This window comes from Marinomonas dokdonensis, from assembly GCF_052747885.1.
Map to the genome: position 1 here is coordinate 145,724 of NZ_JBRAND010000001.1, position 16,390 is coordinate 162,113.

Genomic DNA, 16,390 nt, shown 5'->3' on the forward strand with positions numbered 1-16,390 from the left:
CGCTGCTGCGCTTGCTTATTACAAGTTACAGACTTTTTTCTAGCTCTGGCACGGCCTCGAACAAATCTGCTACCAAGCCATAGTCTGCCACTTGGAAAATTGGCGCATCTTCGTCTTTGTTGATGGCAACAATAACCTTAGAGTCTTTCATACCTGCCAAGTGTTGAATCGCACCGGAAATACCCACTGCAATGTAGAGCTCAGGTGCCACAGTTTTACCGGTTTGGCCTACTTGAAGATCATTTGGCACAAAGCCCGCATCCACAGCAGCACGAGAAGCACCAATGGCCGCGCCAAGTTTGTCAGCAACCCCTTCCAAAATCTGGAAGTTCTCACCACTGCCCATACCTCGACCACCGGAAACAATTACCTTAGCCGCAGTCAGTTCTGGGCGATCAGATTGAGCCAATTGCTCACCCACAAAACGGCTACGATCCGCGTTAATTACTGTGCTAACCGCTTCAACCTGACCATTGCCACCTTCTGCAACGGCGGCATCAAAACCTGTGGAGCGAACCGTCATCACTTTCGTTGCATCCGTTGATTTCACCGTAGCGATAGCATTACCAGCGTAGATAGGTCGAACAAAGGTGTCCTCAGCTTCAACTTTAATCACATCGGAAAGCTGTGCTACATCTAGCAAAGCGGCGACACGTGGCAGTACGTTTTTGCCAGTAGTAGTCGCTGGCGCCAAGATATGGCTATAAGCTGGGGCTAACTCTACGACAAGCTTGGAAACATTTTCTGCCAGTTGATGCTCATAAGCAGCGTTATCTGCCACTAAGACTTTGCTAACACCTACAACGTTAGCGCCTTGCTCTGCTACTGAGGCACAATTCGCCCCTACAATAAGCAAATGAATATCACCACCTATTTGGCTTGCCGCTGTAATGGTATTTAGGGAAGCACCTTTAAGAGATTGATTGTCGTGTTCAGCAATTACTAAAATACTCATGACACCACCTTCGCTTCATTTTTCAATTTTTCGACAAGTTCGCTAACCGATCCAACTTTAATACCACCCGCTCTTTGTGCTGGAGGCGTTACTGAAACAACACTGACATTTGAGCTCACTTCAACCCCTAAGTCTGCTGCTGTTTTTACTTCTAGTGGCTTACGTTTAGCTTTCATAATGTTTGGCAGGGAAGCAAAACGTGGCTCGTTCAAACGTAAATCCGTTGTTACCACAGCCGGTAGTGTGACCATAAGCGTCTGTAGGCCACCGTCGATTTCGCGAGTGACTTTGCCTTCACCATTTTCAATAATTACTTCCGAAGCAAAGGTGGCTTGCGGGTAATCTAATAGTGCCGCCAGCATTTGGCCGGTTTGGTTGTTATCGGAGTCTATGGCTTGTTTACCCATGATGATCAGCTCTGGTTCTTCTTGTTCAGCGACTTTTGCTAACAGTTTCGCAACCACAAGGGAATCTAGGTGATCTTCTGTTTCCACTTGAATGGCGCGGTCTGCACCCAGGGCTAATGCGGTACGTAGGGTTTCTTGGCAAGCTTTGGAACCGACAGAAACCACCACGACTTCGCTGGCAACGCCTTTTTCTTTAAGGCGAATCGCTTCTTCTACTGCGATTTCGCAAAAAGGGTTCATGGACATTTTGGTGTTGGTTAGATCAACGGCCGTGTTATCGGCATTGACACGCACTTTGACGTTGTAATCAATAACGCGCTTTACGGATACTAAGATTTTCATAAGATCCTCATTATTATTCTTAAACGGGTCTTTAGTGAGTGAAGCACCTAATGCTAAAGACGATGAATGAAAATTTGTATAGGACTTATACTAGTTCTTCACGTTTTTTCATCAATAACAAAAAAACGCCAGTTAACTAACAAAACCAATCAATTGAAAAATCATCACGGCTTATTTTGCTATAAAAACGAAAAAGGCCCTTTCTTCTTAACAAAGAAAGGGCCTCTGGTTTTATTGCTTAGTTAGGCGGATTTACTGCGGGAAAGGAAGCTCATAAAGGACTGTCTGGCTTCGTCGGAACGTAGCCTGTCTTTAAAGATACGCCCTTCTCTCATGAGCGCCATTTGCACATCATCCTGAGCACGATATTTCAGCAAATCTTTACTCAGTGCCACCGCTTCGACTGGTAAAGTAGCGATCTTCTGGGCATAAGAAAAAGCCATTTCATAGGCTTCGCCCGCTTCACACAAGTGGTTCACCAAACGTAATTCATGTGCCTCGGTGGCGCTTATGACTTCACCTAAAGCCAAAATCTCAAACGCTTTTTGATGACCCACTAATTGCGGTAACAAATGGCTGGAGGCCGCTTCAGGCACCAAACCAAGCTGTACAAAAGGAAACTGCAAACGCGCTTCCCGGGAAGATAACACCATATCACAATGTAATAACATGGTGGCCCCAACCCCCACTGCGCGCCCTTCAACACCCGCTATCAATGGTTTTTTGTAAGTCGTTATGGCCTGCAGAAAAGCCATGGTATGTTCCATTTTCTCTGGGGTTTGAGCAATATGAATAAATTCATTGATATCATTGCCCGATGAGAAATCCCCTTCTGCCCCATGAATTAACGTGGCTTTAATTTCACAATTGGATTGTGCCCGATGCAAGGCATCAGCTAAAGCTTGGTACATCTCTAAGGTAATGGCATTTTTCTTAGCGGGTCGATTCAAGCACAATATCTGTACATTGGATTCAATCGTTTCAGTAACAAATTCACTCATGAGGATTATCTCCATCCGGCAAACGAATGACTTGTTCGTCCACCAATTTTTGTACCATTGGGCCGTCTTGCGCCCAACCATGACAAGTATTCACTAACTTATTTAACGCCTTTGGCACTTGGCTTGGGTATTTCTCCCCAAGTGGCGCCCACATGGTTTGAAAAGCCGTGGTTGCCGCAACGGGCAACAGCTCTAAAACATGGGTGCAGCCTTGTTGACCTGCAAAGTTCTCTTTTAACCAGCGATTCCACCCAGAGGTGATTCGCGAGCCAATTAGTTTACGAAAGTTAGGGGCTGCGTTACCGCAATTCGGAAAAGGGTAAGCAGACATAGTGACCGATACATCTTTGATCAAGAATGTATCGTCGAGGGTTAAGGTTAGGTGGATATCGTGAAAAGGGCTACCTTGGGGAAGCAAACGGTCATTAAACTCTCTGCGAACATCATGAGCTTTTAGGTCTTTCATGCTCGCTTCAATGTCCCACAATCCGTCTTCCCTAAGGTAACCTTGGGTTTCTATATTACGCTGGTGCAATAAGGTACGTTGGATCTTTGACACTTTCATCTCCTATGAGGAAAGTTAGGCTTAAGATCTTTCTTCCCGCAAAGCACGGCGTAACACTTTACCAACGTTGGTTTTAGGCAGTTCAGAACGCACTATAATGACTTTAGGAATTTTGTAAGCCGCCAATTTTTCCTTACAGAAACTTCTTACTTCATCTACGTTTATGCCTTCTGCCCCTTCTTTGAGCACCACAAAGGCTTTCACCGCTTCACCGGTTTTATCATCTTCTATGCCAATGGCAGCAGACTCTAAAACACTTGGGTGAGAAGACAAACAGTCCTCGATCTCGGTTGGATAAACGTTGAAGCCAGACACTATGATCATGTCTTTAGCGCGGTCCACTATTTCCAAATAGCCATCCGGATGCTGCATGGCAATATCACCTGTGATCAGGAAACCATCTTCCGTCATCACTTCATTGGTGGCGTCTTCACGCTGCCAGTAGCCTTTCATGACTTGTGGGCCACGAACGCACAACATGCCAGACTCCCCTTGTGGAAGGGTGTTGCCCTCTTGATCCTGAATTTTAATCTCTGTCATATCCACTGGGATACCAATGGTACCTATGCGCTCTTTGCCAATTGGATTAAACGACACCACAGGGGATGTTTCTGTTAATCCATAGCCTTCTACGACTTTGCATCCAGTGATTCTTTCCCACTCGTCGGCAGCAGCATGGGTGAGTGGCATGCCACCCGAACAAGTTAGCTTAAGATGCGAGAAATCTAGAGCACGAAACTCAGGCTTATTACACAAGCCAACGAATAAGGTGTTTAACCCCACAAAGCCGGTGAATTGCCACTTTTTCAACTCTTTAACAAAACCCGGTAAGTCTCTTGGGTTTGGAATAAGAATCGAGTGAGCACCACGCTCCAGCAGGGTTAATCCATGAATCAGGAAGGCATAGATATGATACAAGGGTAACGGCGCAATATAGGTTTCTGTGGCTTCATCAACAATGGATGTCAACCTAGAACCTAACTGATACATATTGGAAATTAAGTTAGCATGGGTAAGCATTGCCCCTTTGGCAACGCCTGTGGTGCCCCCCGTGTATTGCAATACAGCAATGTCGGAAGGTTTATTATCCGCACGCACAACGCTCTTACCTGCCCCTTTCGCCAAGGCATCGTTTAGAGAGATGGCTCTGGGGATATTAAAAGCAGGCACCATTTTCTTAACGTATTTAACAATACTGTTCACCAAAACTCGTTTCACTGGCGAGTGAAAGTCTGCAATTTCAGTGACAATGACATGCTTAATACCCGTTTTAGCAAGAATTTTTTCTACGTTGGCAGCCATGTTGGCAAACACCACGAGGGCCTTTGCGCCAGAATCATTAAACTGGTGTTCAAGCTCTTTAGGGGTATATAGAGGATTGGTGTTTACCACCACCATACCCGCTTTCATAGCACCAAATAGCACCACAGGGTATTGGATAACATTGGGCAGCTGAATGGCGATACGATCCCCAGGCACTAGATCCGTATGGTGCTGTAAATACGCCGCGAACTGGTCAGATTTTTCATTCAACTCGGCATAGGTGATGGTGCGGCCAACACTGGTAAAAGCTGGCAAGCTAGCGAATTTACCCTGAGCGCGATCAAGCACTTGAGTAACGCATTGATAGTTATTTGGATTTAGAGACTCAGGCACAAAACGCCCATGGTCTCGTTCTTTACCATCGGTCGTTGCTGAAATAGTCGTCATGTAAAAACTCCATTTGTTTTTGTTATTTAGGAGAACAAAACAATGATACAAAATGCCCAATAACCTAGGCTATTGGGCGGATAAAGCTTAAAAAATCTCGTTTTCTACAGCGGGAAAATTTGCGTTAACTTTGTTGCCAGCATGATATCGCCATCTGCGCGAATCTTACCTTGCATGAAAGCCGCCATGCCATCTAGGGAGCCATCCATCACAGCATTAAGCGTGTCTAGGTCCATTTCAAGGGTCACAGTTGGGTCATCATGTTCTCCTTCCCCCATTTCACACTTACCCTCGTCAATATTCAAGAAATATGTGCCGTTATCTTCAATTTCAAATTGAAAAACCGCTTCCATATCATCCGCTTCGCTTGCATCAAAACGGCCTAACATTGCTTCAAATACTGATTTTGCATCACTCATACTATTTCTCTCTTTGTTATTTTAGCTGGCACTCTACTGAGTGCCAAAATTGATCGTTAGATTAATAATTAAGCATTTAGGAAAAGAAAGTTATCTTCTTCCATCGCCAGCAGATTATCTGAACCGGATAACATTGCGGCTACATGGGCCTTGGTACGTGGCAACAGACGCTCATAGTAGAAAGTGGCCGTTTGTAACTTAGCGGTATAAAAGCCCACTTCGTCTGTACCTTGGTCGAGTTTTTGTTGTGCCGTAAGCGCCATACGAGCCCAGAAATAAGCCAATACCACATAGCCTGAGAACATCAGGTAATCGACAGAGGCCGCACCCACCTCTTCTTTGTTGCGCATGGCTTTCATACCGATCTTCATGGTGACATCACCCCATTCACCGTTCAGTTTGTCAAGGGCACTTAAATAAGGCTTCATGGCCTTATTACCTTTGTGCTCTTTACAGAACTTATGAATGATCTTGGTGAAACGACGCAAGGTCGCCCCTTGGGTCATCAGCACTTTACGACCTAGTAAGTCCAGGGCTTGGATGCCTGTGGTACCTTCGTACAACATGGAGATACGGCAATCTCGTACGTTTTGCTCCATACCCCACTCAGCGATAAAGCCGTGGCCACCAAACACTTGTAGGCCTTGGTTGGCGGATTCAAAGCCGGTTTCGGTTAAGAAAGCTTTGGCAATTGGCGTTAGTAATGACATGAGTTCATCGGCTTCGGTTTTTTCGTCCGCTGTGCCTTTTTTCATGGTGTCCACCAGCATTGAGCAATAGTGGATTAACGCTCGGCCACCTTCTGCAAAGGCTTTTTGTGTCAGCAGCATGCGACGCACATCTGGATGAACAATAATTGGATCTGCTGCTTTCTCTGGAGCTTTAGGGCCTGACAAAGCACGCATTTGTAAACGATCTTTGGCGTAGGCAACAGAGTTTTGTAACGCCCATTCTGCATGAGCAAGGCCTTGCATTGCGGTACCAATACGAGCCGTGTTCATGAAGGTAAACATGCAGTTTAAGCCACGGTTCGCCTCACCAATCAGATAGCCCTTGGCACCATCAAAGTTCATCACACAAGTAGCATTACCGTGAATACCCATTTTATGCTCGATGGAACCACAAGAAACTTGATTGCGATCTGCCACTTCTCCTGCACCATCCACGTTATGTTTTGGCACAATAAATAGAGAAATACCCTTGGTGCCAGCGGGTGCATCAGGAAGGCGAGCCAATACGATATGAACTATATTGTCAGCCATGTCATGTTCACCGGCTGAAATAAAGATCTTGGTACCAGTGATAGCATAGCTGCCGTCTTCTTGAGGCTCGGCTTTGGTTTTCAACATGCCAAGGTCCGTACCACAATGAGGCTCTGTTAGACACATGGTGCCCGTCCATTCCCCTGATACCAGCTTGGTCAGGTAGGTTTGTTTCTGTTCATCGGTACCATGTAGTTCGATGGTATTCATGGCTCCGTGGCTAAGGCCTGGGTACATGCCCCAAGACCAATTTGAGGTCGCGATCATTTCTGTGACCATCATGCCTAAAGATTCAGGCAAGCCTTGTCCACCAACTTCTTCAGGGTGCGACAAGGAAGGCCAGCCGCCTTCTACATACTGTTGATACGCTTCTTTAAAGCCTTCTGGAGTGGTTACGACGCCATCTTTGAATTGGCAGCCTTGTTCATCACCAACACGGTTTAGGGGGGACAATACTCGCTCTGCAAACTTTGCACCTTCTTCGAGTATGGCAGATACCATATCGGGAGTTGCCTCTTCAGCACCGGGTAGTTTTGCATAATGACCGTAGACATCTAGAACTTCTTCAGTCACAAATTTAATGTCTCGTAAGGGCGCTTTGTATTCAGGCATGACCTTGACCTCTTATTGTTTTTATCTCGACCGGTTTCAGTACAGAAACCCTCTTTGTGCTAGAAAGATTCGGTCAAAAGAGGTTTTTGCTCAATAACAAAACGAAGCAAGATTAGTGACAAAATTCACCAGTGGCGGATTTTGTCACTCCCTAGAGGGGAAATTAAAAGATATTAATAAGGCCAGAATGGCTAGTATTAGAGCGCGTTTATTTTGAGGCTCTGCTCCCATGGAGCCTGAGATAAGCCAATGATTTCAAGTCGACTTTCCATGGACCAAGTACCCACATGGGTTTGCAATTGTTCGTCTGAACCATTAACAAATAAAGCGTCACCGGTTTGCAAACAAAATACACCTTTGAGTCGATAGACGCCTTTTAAAGCCAAACTTTCGGTCAATAATTGGGTAAGAAATTCTTGTTCAAAGCTCGTTTGTGCTGGCCACTGCCAGCCCATTACCGCCATGCTATCCTGTTGTTTACGATAATGACGGACACCCCTATCTAATACAGCAGATTCAGTCCCTTGCTTAGAATGATGCCCATGATCATGATGATGGTGGGCACCATGATTGCCGTGGTCGTGGTCGTGGTCGTGGTCGTGGTCGTGGTCGTGGTCGTGGTCGTGGTCGTGGTCGTGGTCGTGGTCGTGGTCGTGGTCGTGGTCGTGGTCGTGGTCGTGGTCGTGGTTACTATGATTGCCGTGGTCGTTATGACCATCCGCTACAGCTAAACCAGTGGTTGGCGTATCTTCTAGCCCTATATCTAACCATTGATTAGCAGGCAACTGACGATCAACCCACTGGGTGGATTTTTCTGTATTTAAGTCCTCTAACAGTGCTTTAAGAGCTTGCTGATCAGCCGAGTTATAGGCCTCTTCATGACTGGAAATAATACCATCGGCGATGGCCAGTTGATCTCGAAATATTTCATGTTGTAGGTAACGATCGTCGGCTAATTTACGGGCATCCAACACACAAAATACCCCCGTTACCGCCAGCACTTGCTGGTAGTGTGTAGAGCGTAGTTTCGCCAAAATTTGTTTAGGGTGCCCTAGTCCTGAAGGCTCTATCAAAATGCGATCTGGGTTAACCTGACGGATTAACTGGTTCAAACCCTGTTCGAATGCTGCAGAGGTGACACAGCAGACACACCCGCCCGCCACCTCTTTAATGGCGACAGCAGAATTTTCACCTAATGCCGAGCCAAGTAATGCGCTATCCAAGCCAATATCACCAAATTCATTTAACAATACCGCCCATTTTTCATAGGGTGGCGCTTGTTCAATTAACTGGCGAATTAAGGTGGTTTTACCAGCTCCCAAGAAGCCTGTAATGATAGATACTTTGATGCCTTGATAACGCATGATGACCTTCCAAAATTATGACAATAGCCCCCATGAAATCCTAAAAGGAATAAGCCAGCGTTAGGCTGGTAACCGCGTCGGTTCTTTCAAAACCGTCTTCCACTTCACTATTGTGGGTGATGCTGTAGGCTGCTTTCATGGACAAATCGTCGCGTATATTAGCACTTAAAGCGGTTTCGGATTTAGATAATGTATTTTTATCTTTCTCTAATGCCGCGTCACTACTGATCGTTTGCGTAAACTTGGCACGTCGACTGAGTCGGTATTCATATTTGGCTTCCATACGAACAATAGCCGTGCGATCTTTCTCGCCATCATCCGTTCTATTAAAGGAAAAACCAGGACCTACACTGTAGTCTAAGAAAGACTTTTTATTGCCAAAAATACGCCCTGAGTAACCCACAGAAACGGTACTTTGGTAATCATAACCACTTAATCTATCGTCTGTGTAAGAGCCGTATACAAATAGAGAAGTGTGCTCTTCGCTGAGCTTGTAATCACTTTGTGCCGACACAAATAGCTTTTTAGCCGTGTCTTCACTCACACCGTTGTATTCACTTTCACGATAAAGAGTGTCTAGTAGATACTCGTTCTTCCACTCTTCTAGGTCTTGTTTAATGGTGGCTTTGGCTTTTAACGCTGTGCTGTCTGTATTACCAGAGGTGGCGATCACCCCTAACTCTAATTCTGTTCTCATTGGATCGAGCTTTTTATGAGGCTTTGCAAACGCCGCAAGCGGAATGGCGGAAATAAGGCAAACAATAGTAATCGTCTTAAAAAGGTACATTGAAATCGTTCCATTTGTCCGATGTATTTTTAGCTGACAAAAGGAAGACCTTGTTAAAAAAGGCGCCATAAAAAAATGGCATAAGATAGATTGTCTCCCTAAGCTGTCACCAGGCTAAGAAGACATTTTCACATTGTGAGCCGCTTATCACAGTCAACATTCAGTTTATGAACTGCAAACATAGTGATAAAAACGCGCACTCTCTATTAGCGCTTAGGAACCTTAACGTTATTGTTACCGTCTTTACTCTTTATAATCCATTCATCCCCTGCTAGAGCACGGCTAGACTTAGCTAAACGGTCGTAAAGCAACACATTGACCGATGCGGCGAGGTTCATACAGCCTACCGTTGGCACAAACACCACGTGATCGGATTGATTAACAACTTGCTGGGAAATGGTGCCATCTTCAGGGCCGAAGATATAAAGTGCTTTGTCTGGGTGCTCAAAGGCTGGCAAGGGTGTCGCCCCTTGAATAAGGTCCACACAAACAATGGCAACATCCTCTGCTACAGCATCAATAAAGCTTTCAGCGTCTAGACTGTCGATGTGCAACAAAGGGATATTGGTATGAGCCTTCTTGGTATCTGTGGCCATTTTCGCGGCCCTGTCATAGCGAGAGCCTGAATACAGCACTTGGTCAGCCTGATAGCAGCCAGCGGCTCGCATCACGGCCCCAACATTGGTGGTACTTTTGGGGTTGGTTAGGCCGATTATGACCTGCTCATTAGCAGAGGCTTCACTCATTTACTTTTCCAGATTTTTGCCACTGCACGGTCTGACCCTAGCCAACCGACAATCTCACAGACTAGACCTGTCACGAAAAAAACCGCAATAGGAATCAGTCCACCAAGCTCACCTGTGTTTAAGGTAAAGTATGCTGAAACACTGGCAATAAAAATACACAGCAAACCAAGCACTATGAGGATTTTGCGGTGGGATGGGCGATATACATAGTCACCTTGAGCCGATTCAAAAGGTTGTAAAATCGGCGCACATAGCTTTCTTAGTAAGGGTTTCATATAGACCTGCATTATTGATCAAAACGACCCATATAATACGTTATTACGCGCACCTAAAACAGTTCCCTTAAGCTTCTAGGGGCAAGGTCACTTTCACTAACAAGCCACCGAGTTCACTCGGGCTCGCCACTATAGTGCCATTGTGCTGGCGAATAGCACTTTCCGTAATGGCAAGACCTAAGCCTGTGCCACCACTGTTGCGATCACGAGCGGTCGAGACTCGATAGAAGGGTCTAAAAATCGCATCAAGCTCAGACTCAGGCACCCCTTCACCATTGTCTTCTACTAGCACTTCTAGTTTGTTCGCGACCACCTGCATGGTGACTTTAATTTGGTCCTTACCATAATAAATAGCGTTGCGAACTAAGTTGTCTAAAGCACTCATCAAGAGTTGCGGATGACAGGCAATTTTTCGATCCGGAATATCATTGTAGGTGAGGTTTTTACCCATTTGCTCAGCCTCAAACTGTGAGTCTTCCAACAAGGACTCCCAAAGGCTGCTTAGAGGCTGTACTTCATGATGAAGGTGGCTGTCTACCTGCATGCGAGACAGCTCCAAAAGCTTGCCTATCATTTGCTCAAGACGTTGGGCTTCGGTGTCGATGCGAATCAATTCCTGACTTTCACCTTGTTTTCTCGAGGCTAAAGACTGAGCCATTCTTAATCGAGTTAAGGGCGATCTTAGTTCATGGGAAATATCCGATAGCAGCCTTTGTTGGCGGCATATCATTTGATTCACCGCTTCAACCATCTGATTAAAGCTGGCTCCGGCTTGGCGAAATTCCGATGAACCCTTCTCTAGCATGGGGTCCATTTTAAACTCCCCTCGAGACACCCGTTGGGCCGCCAGCTCTAGACGTCGCGCTGGCTGACTAAGCGCCCAAGCCAACCAAAGCAATAAGGGCGTGCTGACCAGCATCACCAGCAACAGTAGCTGGAAGGGTTTTTCAAACAGCTGGATCAAGAAATAAAAAGTGCCGTGGTGCTTACGCCCCGCATAGAATAAGTAATCTTGGCCTGCCAAATGAATCGGCACTGGCCCCGCTAGCATAAACTTGCCATACAGCTTTTGCTGCGGGTGATCATGACTTTCAATGGTGGTGGCAAAGTTACGCATCGCTTTATAAGCCTGATCTTTGTCTCTTGGGGCACCTACAATGTCCCCTTCAAAATTTGTAATGAAAAAGCGGGGACGTTCGCTGTCGTAATTGCGTTTTTCCGAGCCATTGCGTTTCGATGGTTTGTTGAACCAATCGTGAATAGAAGCTAGATTGTTCTCGCCCTCAAAGCGACGCTCAATCTGGCCGCGCATACCTTCCAACTCATGCAGTTGACCTGGGGATATGTCCTTGGCTTTACGCGGGTCTATATGCGCCATAAGCATCACGGCCAATAGCACGAGAAAAATGGTAAACCAGAAGATGGCGAAAATCCGCCCATACAAACTGGTGATTTTAGGAAACCGCATTACTCACCCTCAACAAATAAATAACCACGGCCCCGTAAGGTTTTGATACGTGGTTTGCCATCTGGCCATTCTGGTAGTTTTTTTCTTAAATTTGAAACATGCATATCCACGGCGCGATCAAAGGCCGCTAAGCGTTTGCCCAGCACATCTAAGCTTAAGACTTCTTTTGTTATCACCTGCCCAACGTTTAATAAAAAGTGATGCAACAGCGCGAATTCGGTACTGGTAAGCTCCAATAAGGTGTCATTACAGTAGGCTTCCAATTTCCCTGGGTACAAACGTAGGTCTTGATAGGTTAGGCAATCGCCCTTGTCTGCAGGTTTTTCTTTCATAACTTCTTTTTGCAACTGGGAGCGGCGCAAGATGGCTCGAATTCTGGCAATCAGTTCCCGATCACTAAAGGGTTTCGGCAAATAGTCATCCGCGCCAAGCTCTAAACCAATCACCCTGTCTATCTCTTCACCCTTGGCCGTTAGCATCAGTACTGGTGACGCCCAAGATTCACGCAACTTCTTCAAGGTATCGAAACCATTAAGTTTCGGCATCATGACATCAAGCAAGATCAGATCAACAGTGTCATTCATCATGGCAAGACCCATTTCACCATCGCAAGCGGTAGAAACCTCGAAGCCCTCGAAGTCCAATACTTCCTTAAGCAAATCGGTTAATTCTGTATCGTCATCAATAATTAAAATGTGGGACATCTGCTACCTCGCGAGCTAAAAACCATGGTTTAACGCCATCTTTAGAAACATTTTACTAAGAAAAACTGAAGGCTGTCATAGCTTTACGTTACTTTACTTTGCGCAGACATCATTTTACCTAGCAATCGCTATTCTACTCCCATACCAAGTAAGCACAGATGTTTACTTTCTATCAATGCAACACAAACTCAATAGGAATATCAGTATGAAGATTTCAAAGAAAATTTTACTTGCAGCAGTCGTTCTTCCTTTAACCTTTGGATCCATGAGTGTTTTGGCAGATGGCGGTAAAGGACACAAGGGTCGTGACAACGGTCCAAAAATTGGTCTTGATATGCAACTTATAAAAAAGCTCGATTTGACAGAAGAACAAAAAATCGAGCTAAAAGAGCTTCGCAAAGCATCAGAAGAAGAGCGTAAAGAAGCTCGTGATACTCGTCATCAAGGCCCTAGCGAAGAAATGAAGCAACAGCGTAAAGCGGTTACCGACTTGTTATTAGCCGATACCTTTGACCAAGCGAAAGCTAATACCATCGCTCTAGAAATGGCTACGCATCAAGCGGAGCGCCAAGTTAAAATGTTAGAGAAACAACACCAGATTCTTAGCATCTTGACCCCAGAGCAAAAACAAAAATTGCTTGAGCTACAGCAAGAGCGTGCTGAAAAAAGCGCTGAAAGAATGCAAAAACACATGGAAGAATAAGCTCTTTAGCTTTCTCAATCCGTGTTATCTAGGCACTTCCTTTGGAAGTGCCTTTTTTATGCCAGTTTAAATTCACGGAAAACTTTCGTTATGTTTTAAAAAGTCGTTACAATGCCTGAATTTAGTTTTATTAACTTAGTAAGGTGAACCCTGTGTCTTTTAAAGAAAAACTCCAAGCCGCTCATGCTGAGCTTGAAGAGCGTAAAGTCTGGCGCTCAAACTATTTGCCTCCCATGTTCAGTTTATTGCGTGTCATTGGTATCAAGGTACCGCCACCATATTATTTAAACTTCCACCTCAACGTACTGATCGCTTTTATCTACCTCACCAGTATCATGCTAATCGTGTTCAGTTTAGGGCAGGATGCCACGATTCAAGCCGCGTTTGATAAATCTGTGGTATGGGGATTTGCTTACGGGGTGTTTATGGCGATTTTCTATAAAATCCGTAGCCGTAAGCTACAATTAACCCCTTGGTCTTCCTTGTAATCTTTCCAACAAAAAAAGCTACGCCTAGGCGTAGCTTTTTTAATCGAGCGAACGGACTAATCTAAGTCAGTTAGGCTATTTTCGTTAACCAATTGTGTTTATCTTCTGCTTTGCCCCATTGGATATCATTAAGTGCTTGACGCAACTTATCGGTAATCGGGCCAGGCTTACCACTGCCAACTTGATATTCTTTCCCTTCGTGGATAAAAGTTCCCACAGAAGTTAATACGGCAGCCGTACCGGAAAGGGCTGCTTCAACATTTGGTTTTGCAGCTCGCTCAAGTAACTCTGTTACGGTAAGGTCACGCTCTGTCACTGTCATGCCTAGATCCGCCGCAAGGGTCAAAATAGACGAACGGGTCACGCCGTGTAAGAAGCTAGTATCTAAACCTTTAGTGATAATTTCGTTGCCGTCAATCAACAAGAAGTTAGCCGCGCCAGTTTCTTGAACGTCGCCATTAGGGCAGAACAAAATTTGGTCTGCTTGCACATCTTCTTTCGCTTGAGTAATGGGACCAAGAGCACTGGCATAGTTACCACCACTTTTGATCATACCCATGTGCGGTGCACAGCGCATGCCTGTCTCATCCAATAGGATACGCAAAGCCTTTGCACCACCGGTGAAATAGTCGCCAACTGGTGACAACAAAACATACAACATAGAGCTAACAGAAGGTGTTGCAGCTTTACCAATAGCGGCTTCTGTACCAATGTGGGTAGGACGAATGTACATAGACCCAGGTGGCTCAGGCACATCGCTGGCATATTCAGCAACGGCTTGTTTGATCATTTCTTCCACTTGCTCTTCATCAACAGTTGGCAGTGACAACAAACGGCTACTTTGAGCGAAACGTTTAATGTTCTGATCCATACGGAACACATGGACACTTCCATCTGCGTGGCGAAACGCTTTCAAACCTTCAAAACAAGTGCTTGAGTAATGCAAGACGTGAGCACCAGGGTGCATCTGAATGCTATCAGCCGATACCAGCTCTGCTTTACTCCAAAGATTGTTTTCAAATGTTGCTAATGCCATCTTAGGCATAAACACGCTACCAAAAGCCGCCATTATTGTTCCCTTATCGTAAATTATTTTGAAATTAACCAGACCATTTAGCCCTGCAACGAACAGTGAAACTGTTCCGCACCAGACCATTATTCGACTTAAAAACGATCATTTGCTTGGACAAGCAAATTTGGAGAATTAGATCGAACACTGTCACCCAGATAAAAGGTGATTTAATAACAGATGATATTACCCGCTCCCTCTATTGTGCTCAATAACCTTGAGCTAAAAATCCCTAGAGGAAAACAAAACTACCCTGTCACCGCCGTTATTTTTCGCTAAATACATGGCTTGATCAGAATACTGCACTAGATCTAGCGGGTGATTCCCATGCTCTGGGTAGGAAGCAATGCCGATACTGGCAAACACCTGTAAACTTAGTCCGTCAATGTCGAAAGGCTTAGCAATGATTGTGCGTAGTTTTTCAGCTATGTTCTGCACATTTGTTGCGTTGTGAGTTTTGTTAAAGACCAGCAAAAATTCATCGCCACCTAAGCGCCCTACCGTGTCGGACTTGCGAACACTTTTCTTCAGGCGCTTGGCGATGTTTTGCAATAATTTATCACCAATACCATGACCCTGTTGATCATTGATTTCTTTAAAGCCATCGATATCTATGAACATCACTGCAAGGGAAGATTGCTCCCGCTCTGCAAGGCTCAAAGCAGACTGCAACCTATCTAGAATAAGGGTTCGATTAGGAAGATCCGTGAGGGCATCATGGCCTGCTGCATAAAGGAGTTTTTTCTCCATTTGCTTACGCTCAGTAATATCATGGGCCACCGCAATGCGTACTTGATGTTTCTCTGACCAACGGGCTGACCACAACACATCCACCACCTGTCCATCTTTACGCACCCAGCGATTTTCAAAGCGCGGCATTATCTCCCCATCAATAATAGTGCTGACTTTATTGAGGGTCTTTTCCACGTCTTTTGGATAAACCAGATTTACCATAGGTTTGCCAATAATTTCGTCTGGGCGGTAGCCAAACATTTTCTCAAAGGCAGCACTTACAAATACAAAGCGCCCTTGTCGATCAACGACACAAACCGCATCGAGCATGAGCTCTAACACATCAGCTAAATCAATGGTTACTTGTTTATTATCCATAACGTCCCCTGGCAGTGTTACTTATCAGCAACGGGAGGTACTTGCTGGTGTCTTATTATGAAGGCCCGGTGGTCAGTGAAAACACGGTTTTCAAAAGATAAAAACCACTGGCGCTGAGCAGAAGGTTGATGAAGATCATTAGATGATACAGCCTACGAAAGCGCTTTTTACTGACCTTATGACGAAACAACTTCTGGGAAAGCATAGCCCCCGGCCATCCGCCAAGTAAAGACAAAAGATGCAATTTGAACTCTGAAACCCGCCAACGGCCTCGCTTTGCCGCCATTTTATCTAGTCCATAGCACACCAAAGTATAGCTGTTTAGTAGGATCAAATAAGCGTAGAAATACACCATAGAATGTGGACCAATCCCCTAATGACAAGCCAATCATTGGCTTATTTA

At 45.2% G+C, this 16,390-nt stretch carries 18 protein-coding genes; 2 read left to right on the plus strand and 16 right to left on the minus strand.

What is annotated here, in order from left to right; genetic code table 11:
• Positions 1–25 precede the first annotated feature (25 nt).
• The 13 genes from ACUM5Y_RS00650 to ACUM5Y_RS00710 all read right to left on the minus strand — a co-directional run bounded on the left by ACUM5Y_RS00650 (position 26) and on the right by ACUM5Y_RS00710 (position 12,617).
• The gene (locus tag ACUM5Y_RS00650; RefSeq protein WP_445974919.1) at positions 26–955 is read right to left on the minus strand and encodes an electron transfer flavoprotein subunit alpha/FixB family protein; all 930 of its coding nucleotides are present in this window, start codon (positions 953–955) and stop codon (positions 26–28) included.
• Positions 952–1,704, minus strand: a complete 753-nt coding sequence (locus ACUM5Y_RS00655; RefSeq protein ID WP_445974920.1) for an electron transfer flavoprotein subunit beta/FixA family protein — start codon at positions 1,702–1,704, stop codon at positions 952–954. Before ACUM5Y_RS00655 ends, ACUM5Y_RS00650 begins: the two co-directional genes overlap by 4 nt.
• Positions 1,705–1,946: 242 nt before the next feature.
• A complete protein-coding gene (locus tag ACUM5Y_RS00660; protein ID WP_445974921.1) occupies positions 1,947–2,705 on the minus strand; it encodes an enoyl-CoA hydratase-related protein in 759 nt (252 codons plus the stop codon).
• The gene (locus ACUM5Y_RS00665) at positions 2,698–3,264 is read right to left on the minus strand and encodes a DUF2889 domain-containing protein (protein ID WP_445974922.1); all 567 of its coding nucleotides are present in this window, start codon (positions 3,262–3,264) and stop codon (positions 2,698–2,700) included. The genes ACUM5Y_RS00660 and ACUM5Y_RS00665 overlap by 8 nt, the downstream gene beginning before the upstream one ends.
• A 27-nt stretch (positions 3,265–3,291) precedes the next feature.
• The gene (locus ACUM5Y_RS00670; RefSeq protein WP_445974923.1) at positions 3,292–4,980 is read right to left on the minus strand and encodes an AMP-binding protein; all 1,689 of its coding nucleotides are present in this window, start codon (positions 4,978–4,980) and stop codon (positions 3,292–3,294) included.
• Positions 4,981–5,084: 104 nt separating this feature from the next.
• Positions 5,085–5,399: an SCP2 sterol-binding domain-containing protein gene (locus ACUM5Y_RS00675; protein ID WP_445974924.1), complete on the minus strand. Its 315-nt coding sequence runs from the start codon at positions 5,397–5,399 to the stop codon at positions 5,085–5,087.
• A 68-nt stretch (positions 5,400–5,467) separates the two neighbouring features.
• Entirely contained in the window at positions 5,468–7,273 is a 1,806-nt protein-coding gene (locus tag ACUM5Y_RS00680; RefSeq protein WP_445974925.1) for an acyl-CoA dehydrogenase C-terminal domain-containing protein, read from the minus strand.
• Between the two features lie 197 nt (positions 7,274–7,470).
• The gene (locus ACUM5Y_RS00685) at positions 7,471–8,637 is read right to left on the minus strand and encodes a CobW family GTP-binding protein (RefSeq protein WP_445974926.1); all 1,167 of its coding nucleotides are present in this window, start codon (positions 8,635–8,637) and stop codon (positions 7,471–7,473) included.
• 40 nt (positions 8,638–8,677) lie between these two features.
• Positions 8,678–9,424, minus strand: a complete 747-nt coding sequence (locus tag ACUM5Y_RS00690; RefSeq protein ID WP_445974927.1) for a DUF481 domain-containing protein — start codon at positions 9,422–9,424, stop codon at positions 8,678–8,680.
• Positions 9,425–9,630: 206 nt separating this feature from the next.
• Entirely contained in the window at positions 9,631–10,170 is a 540-nt protein-coding gene (locus tag ACUM5Y_RS00695) for an RNA methyltransferase (RefSeq protein WP_445974928.1), read from the minus strand.
• The gene (locus ACUM5Y_RS00700; RefSeq protein ID WP_445974929.1) at positions 10,167–10,445 is read right to left on the minus strand and encodes a hypothetical protein; all 279 of its coding nucleotides are present in this window, start codon (positions 10,443–10,445) and stop codon (positions 10,167–10,169) included. The genes ACUM5Y_RS00695 and ACUM5Y_RS00700 overlap by 4 nt, the downstream gene beginning before the upstream one ends.
• 67 nt (positions 10,446–10,512) lie before the next feature.
• A complete protein-coding gene (cpxA, locus tag ACUM5Y_RS00705) occupies positions 10,513–11,913 on the minus strand; it encodes an envelope stress sensor histidine kinase CpxA (protein WP_445974930.1) in 1,401 nt (466 codons plus the stop codon).
• Positions 11,913–12,617: a response regulator gene (locus tag ACUM5Y_RS00710; RefSeq protein ID WP_445974931.1), complete on the minus strand. Its 705-nt coding sequence runs from the start codon at positions 12,615–12,617 to the stop codon at positions 11,913–11,915. Before ACUM5Y_RS00710 ends, cpxA begins: the two co-directional genes overlap by 1 nt.
• A 205-nt stretch (positions 12,618–12,822) precedes the next feature.
• Between ACUM5Y_RS00710 and ACUM5Y_RS00715 the strand changes: the two genes are divergently transcribed.
• Both ACUM5Y_RS00715 and ACUM5Y_RS00720 read left to right on the plus strand, forming a co-directional pair.
• Positions 12,823–13,320: a CpxP family protein gene (locus ACUM5Y_RS00715; protein WP_445974932.1), complete on the plus strand. Its 498-nt coding sequence runs from the start codon at positions 12,823–12,825 to the stop codon at positions 13,318–13,320.
• A gap of 152 nt (positions 13,321–13,472) precedes the next feature.
• Positions 13,473–13,808, plus strand: a complete 336-nt coding sequence (locus tag ACUM5Y_RS00720) for a DUF6404 family protein (RefSeq protein ID WP_445974933.1) — start codon at positions 13,473–13,475, stop codon at positions 13,806–13,808.
• A gap of 70 nt (positions 13,809–13,878) precedes the next feature.
• On the opposite strand, the gene ACUM5Y_RS00725 is transcribed toward ACUM5Y_RS00720, so the two are convergent.
• The 3 genes from ACUM5Y_RS00725 to ACUM5Y_RS00735 form a co-directional block, all read right to left on the minus strand.
• Complete coding sequence (locus ACUM5Y_RS00725; RefSeq protein WP_445974934.1) at positions 13,879–14,877, minus strand: branched-chain amino acid aminotransferase; 999 nt, start codon at positions 14,875–14,877, stop codon at positions 13,879–13,881.
• A 222-nt stretch (positions 14,878–15,099) separates the two neighbouring features.
• Complete coding sequence (locus ACUM5Y_RS00730; RefSeq protein WP_445974935.1) at positions 15,100–15,987, minus strand: PAS domain S-box protein; 888 nt, start codon at positions 15,985–15,987, stop codon at positions 15,100–15,102.
• Between the two features lie 55 nt (positions 15,988–16,042).
• On the minus strand, positions 16,043–16,342 hold the full coding sequence (locus tag ACUM5Y_RS00735) for a DUF1294 domain-containing protein (protein WP_445974936.1): 300 nt from the start codon (positions 16,340–16,342) through the stop codon (positions 16,043–16,045).
• Positions 16,343–16,390: the final 48 nt, after the last annotated feature.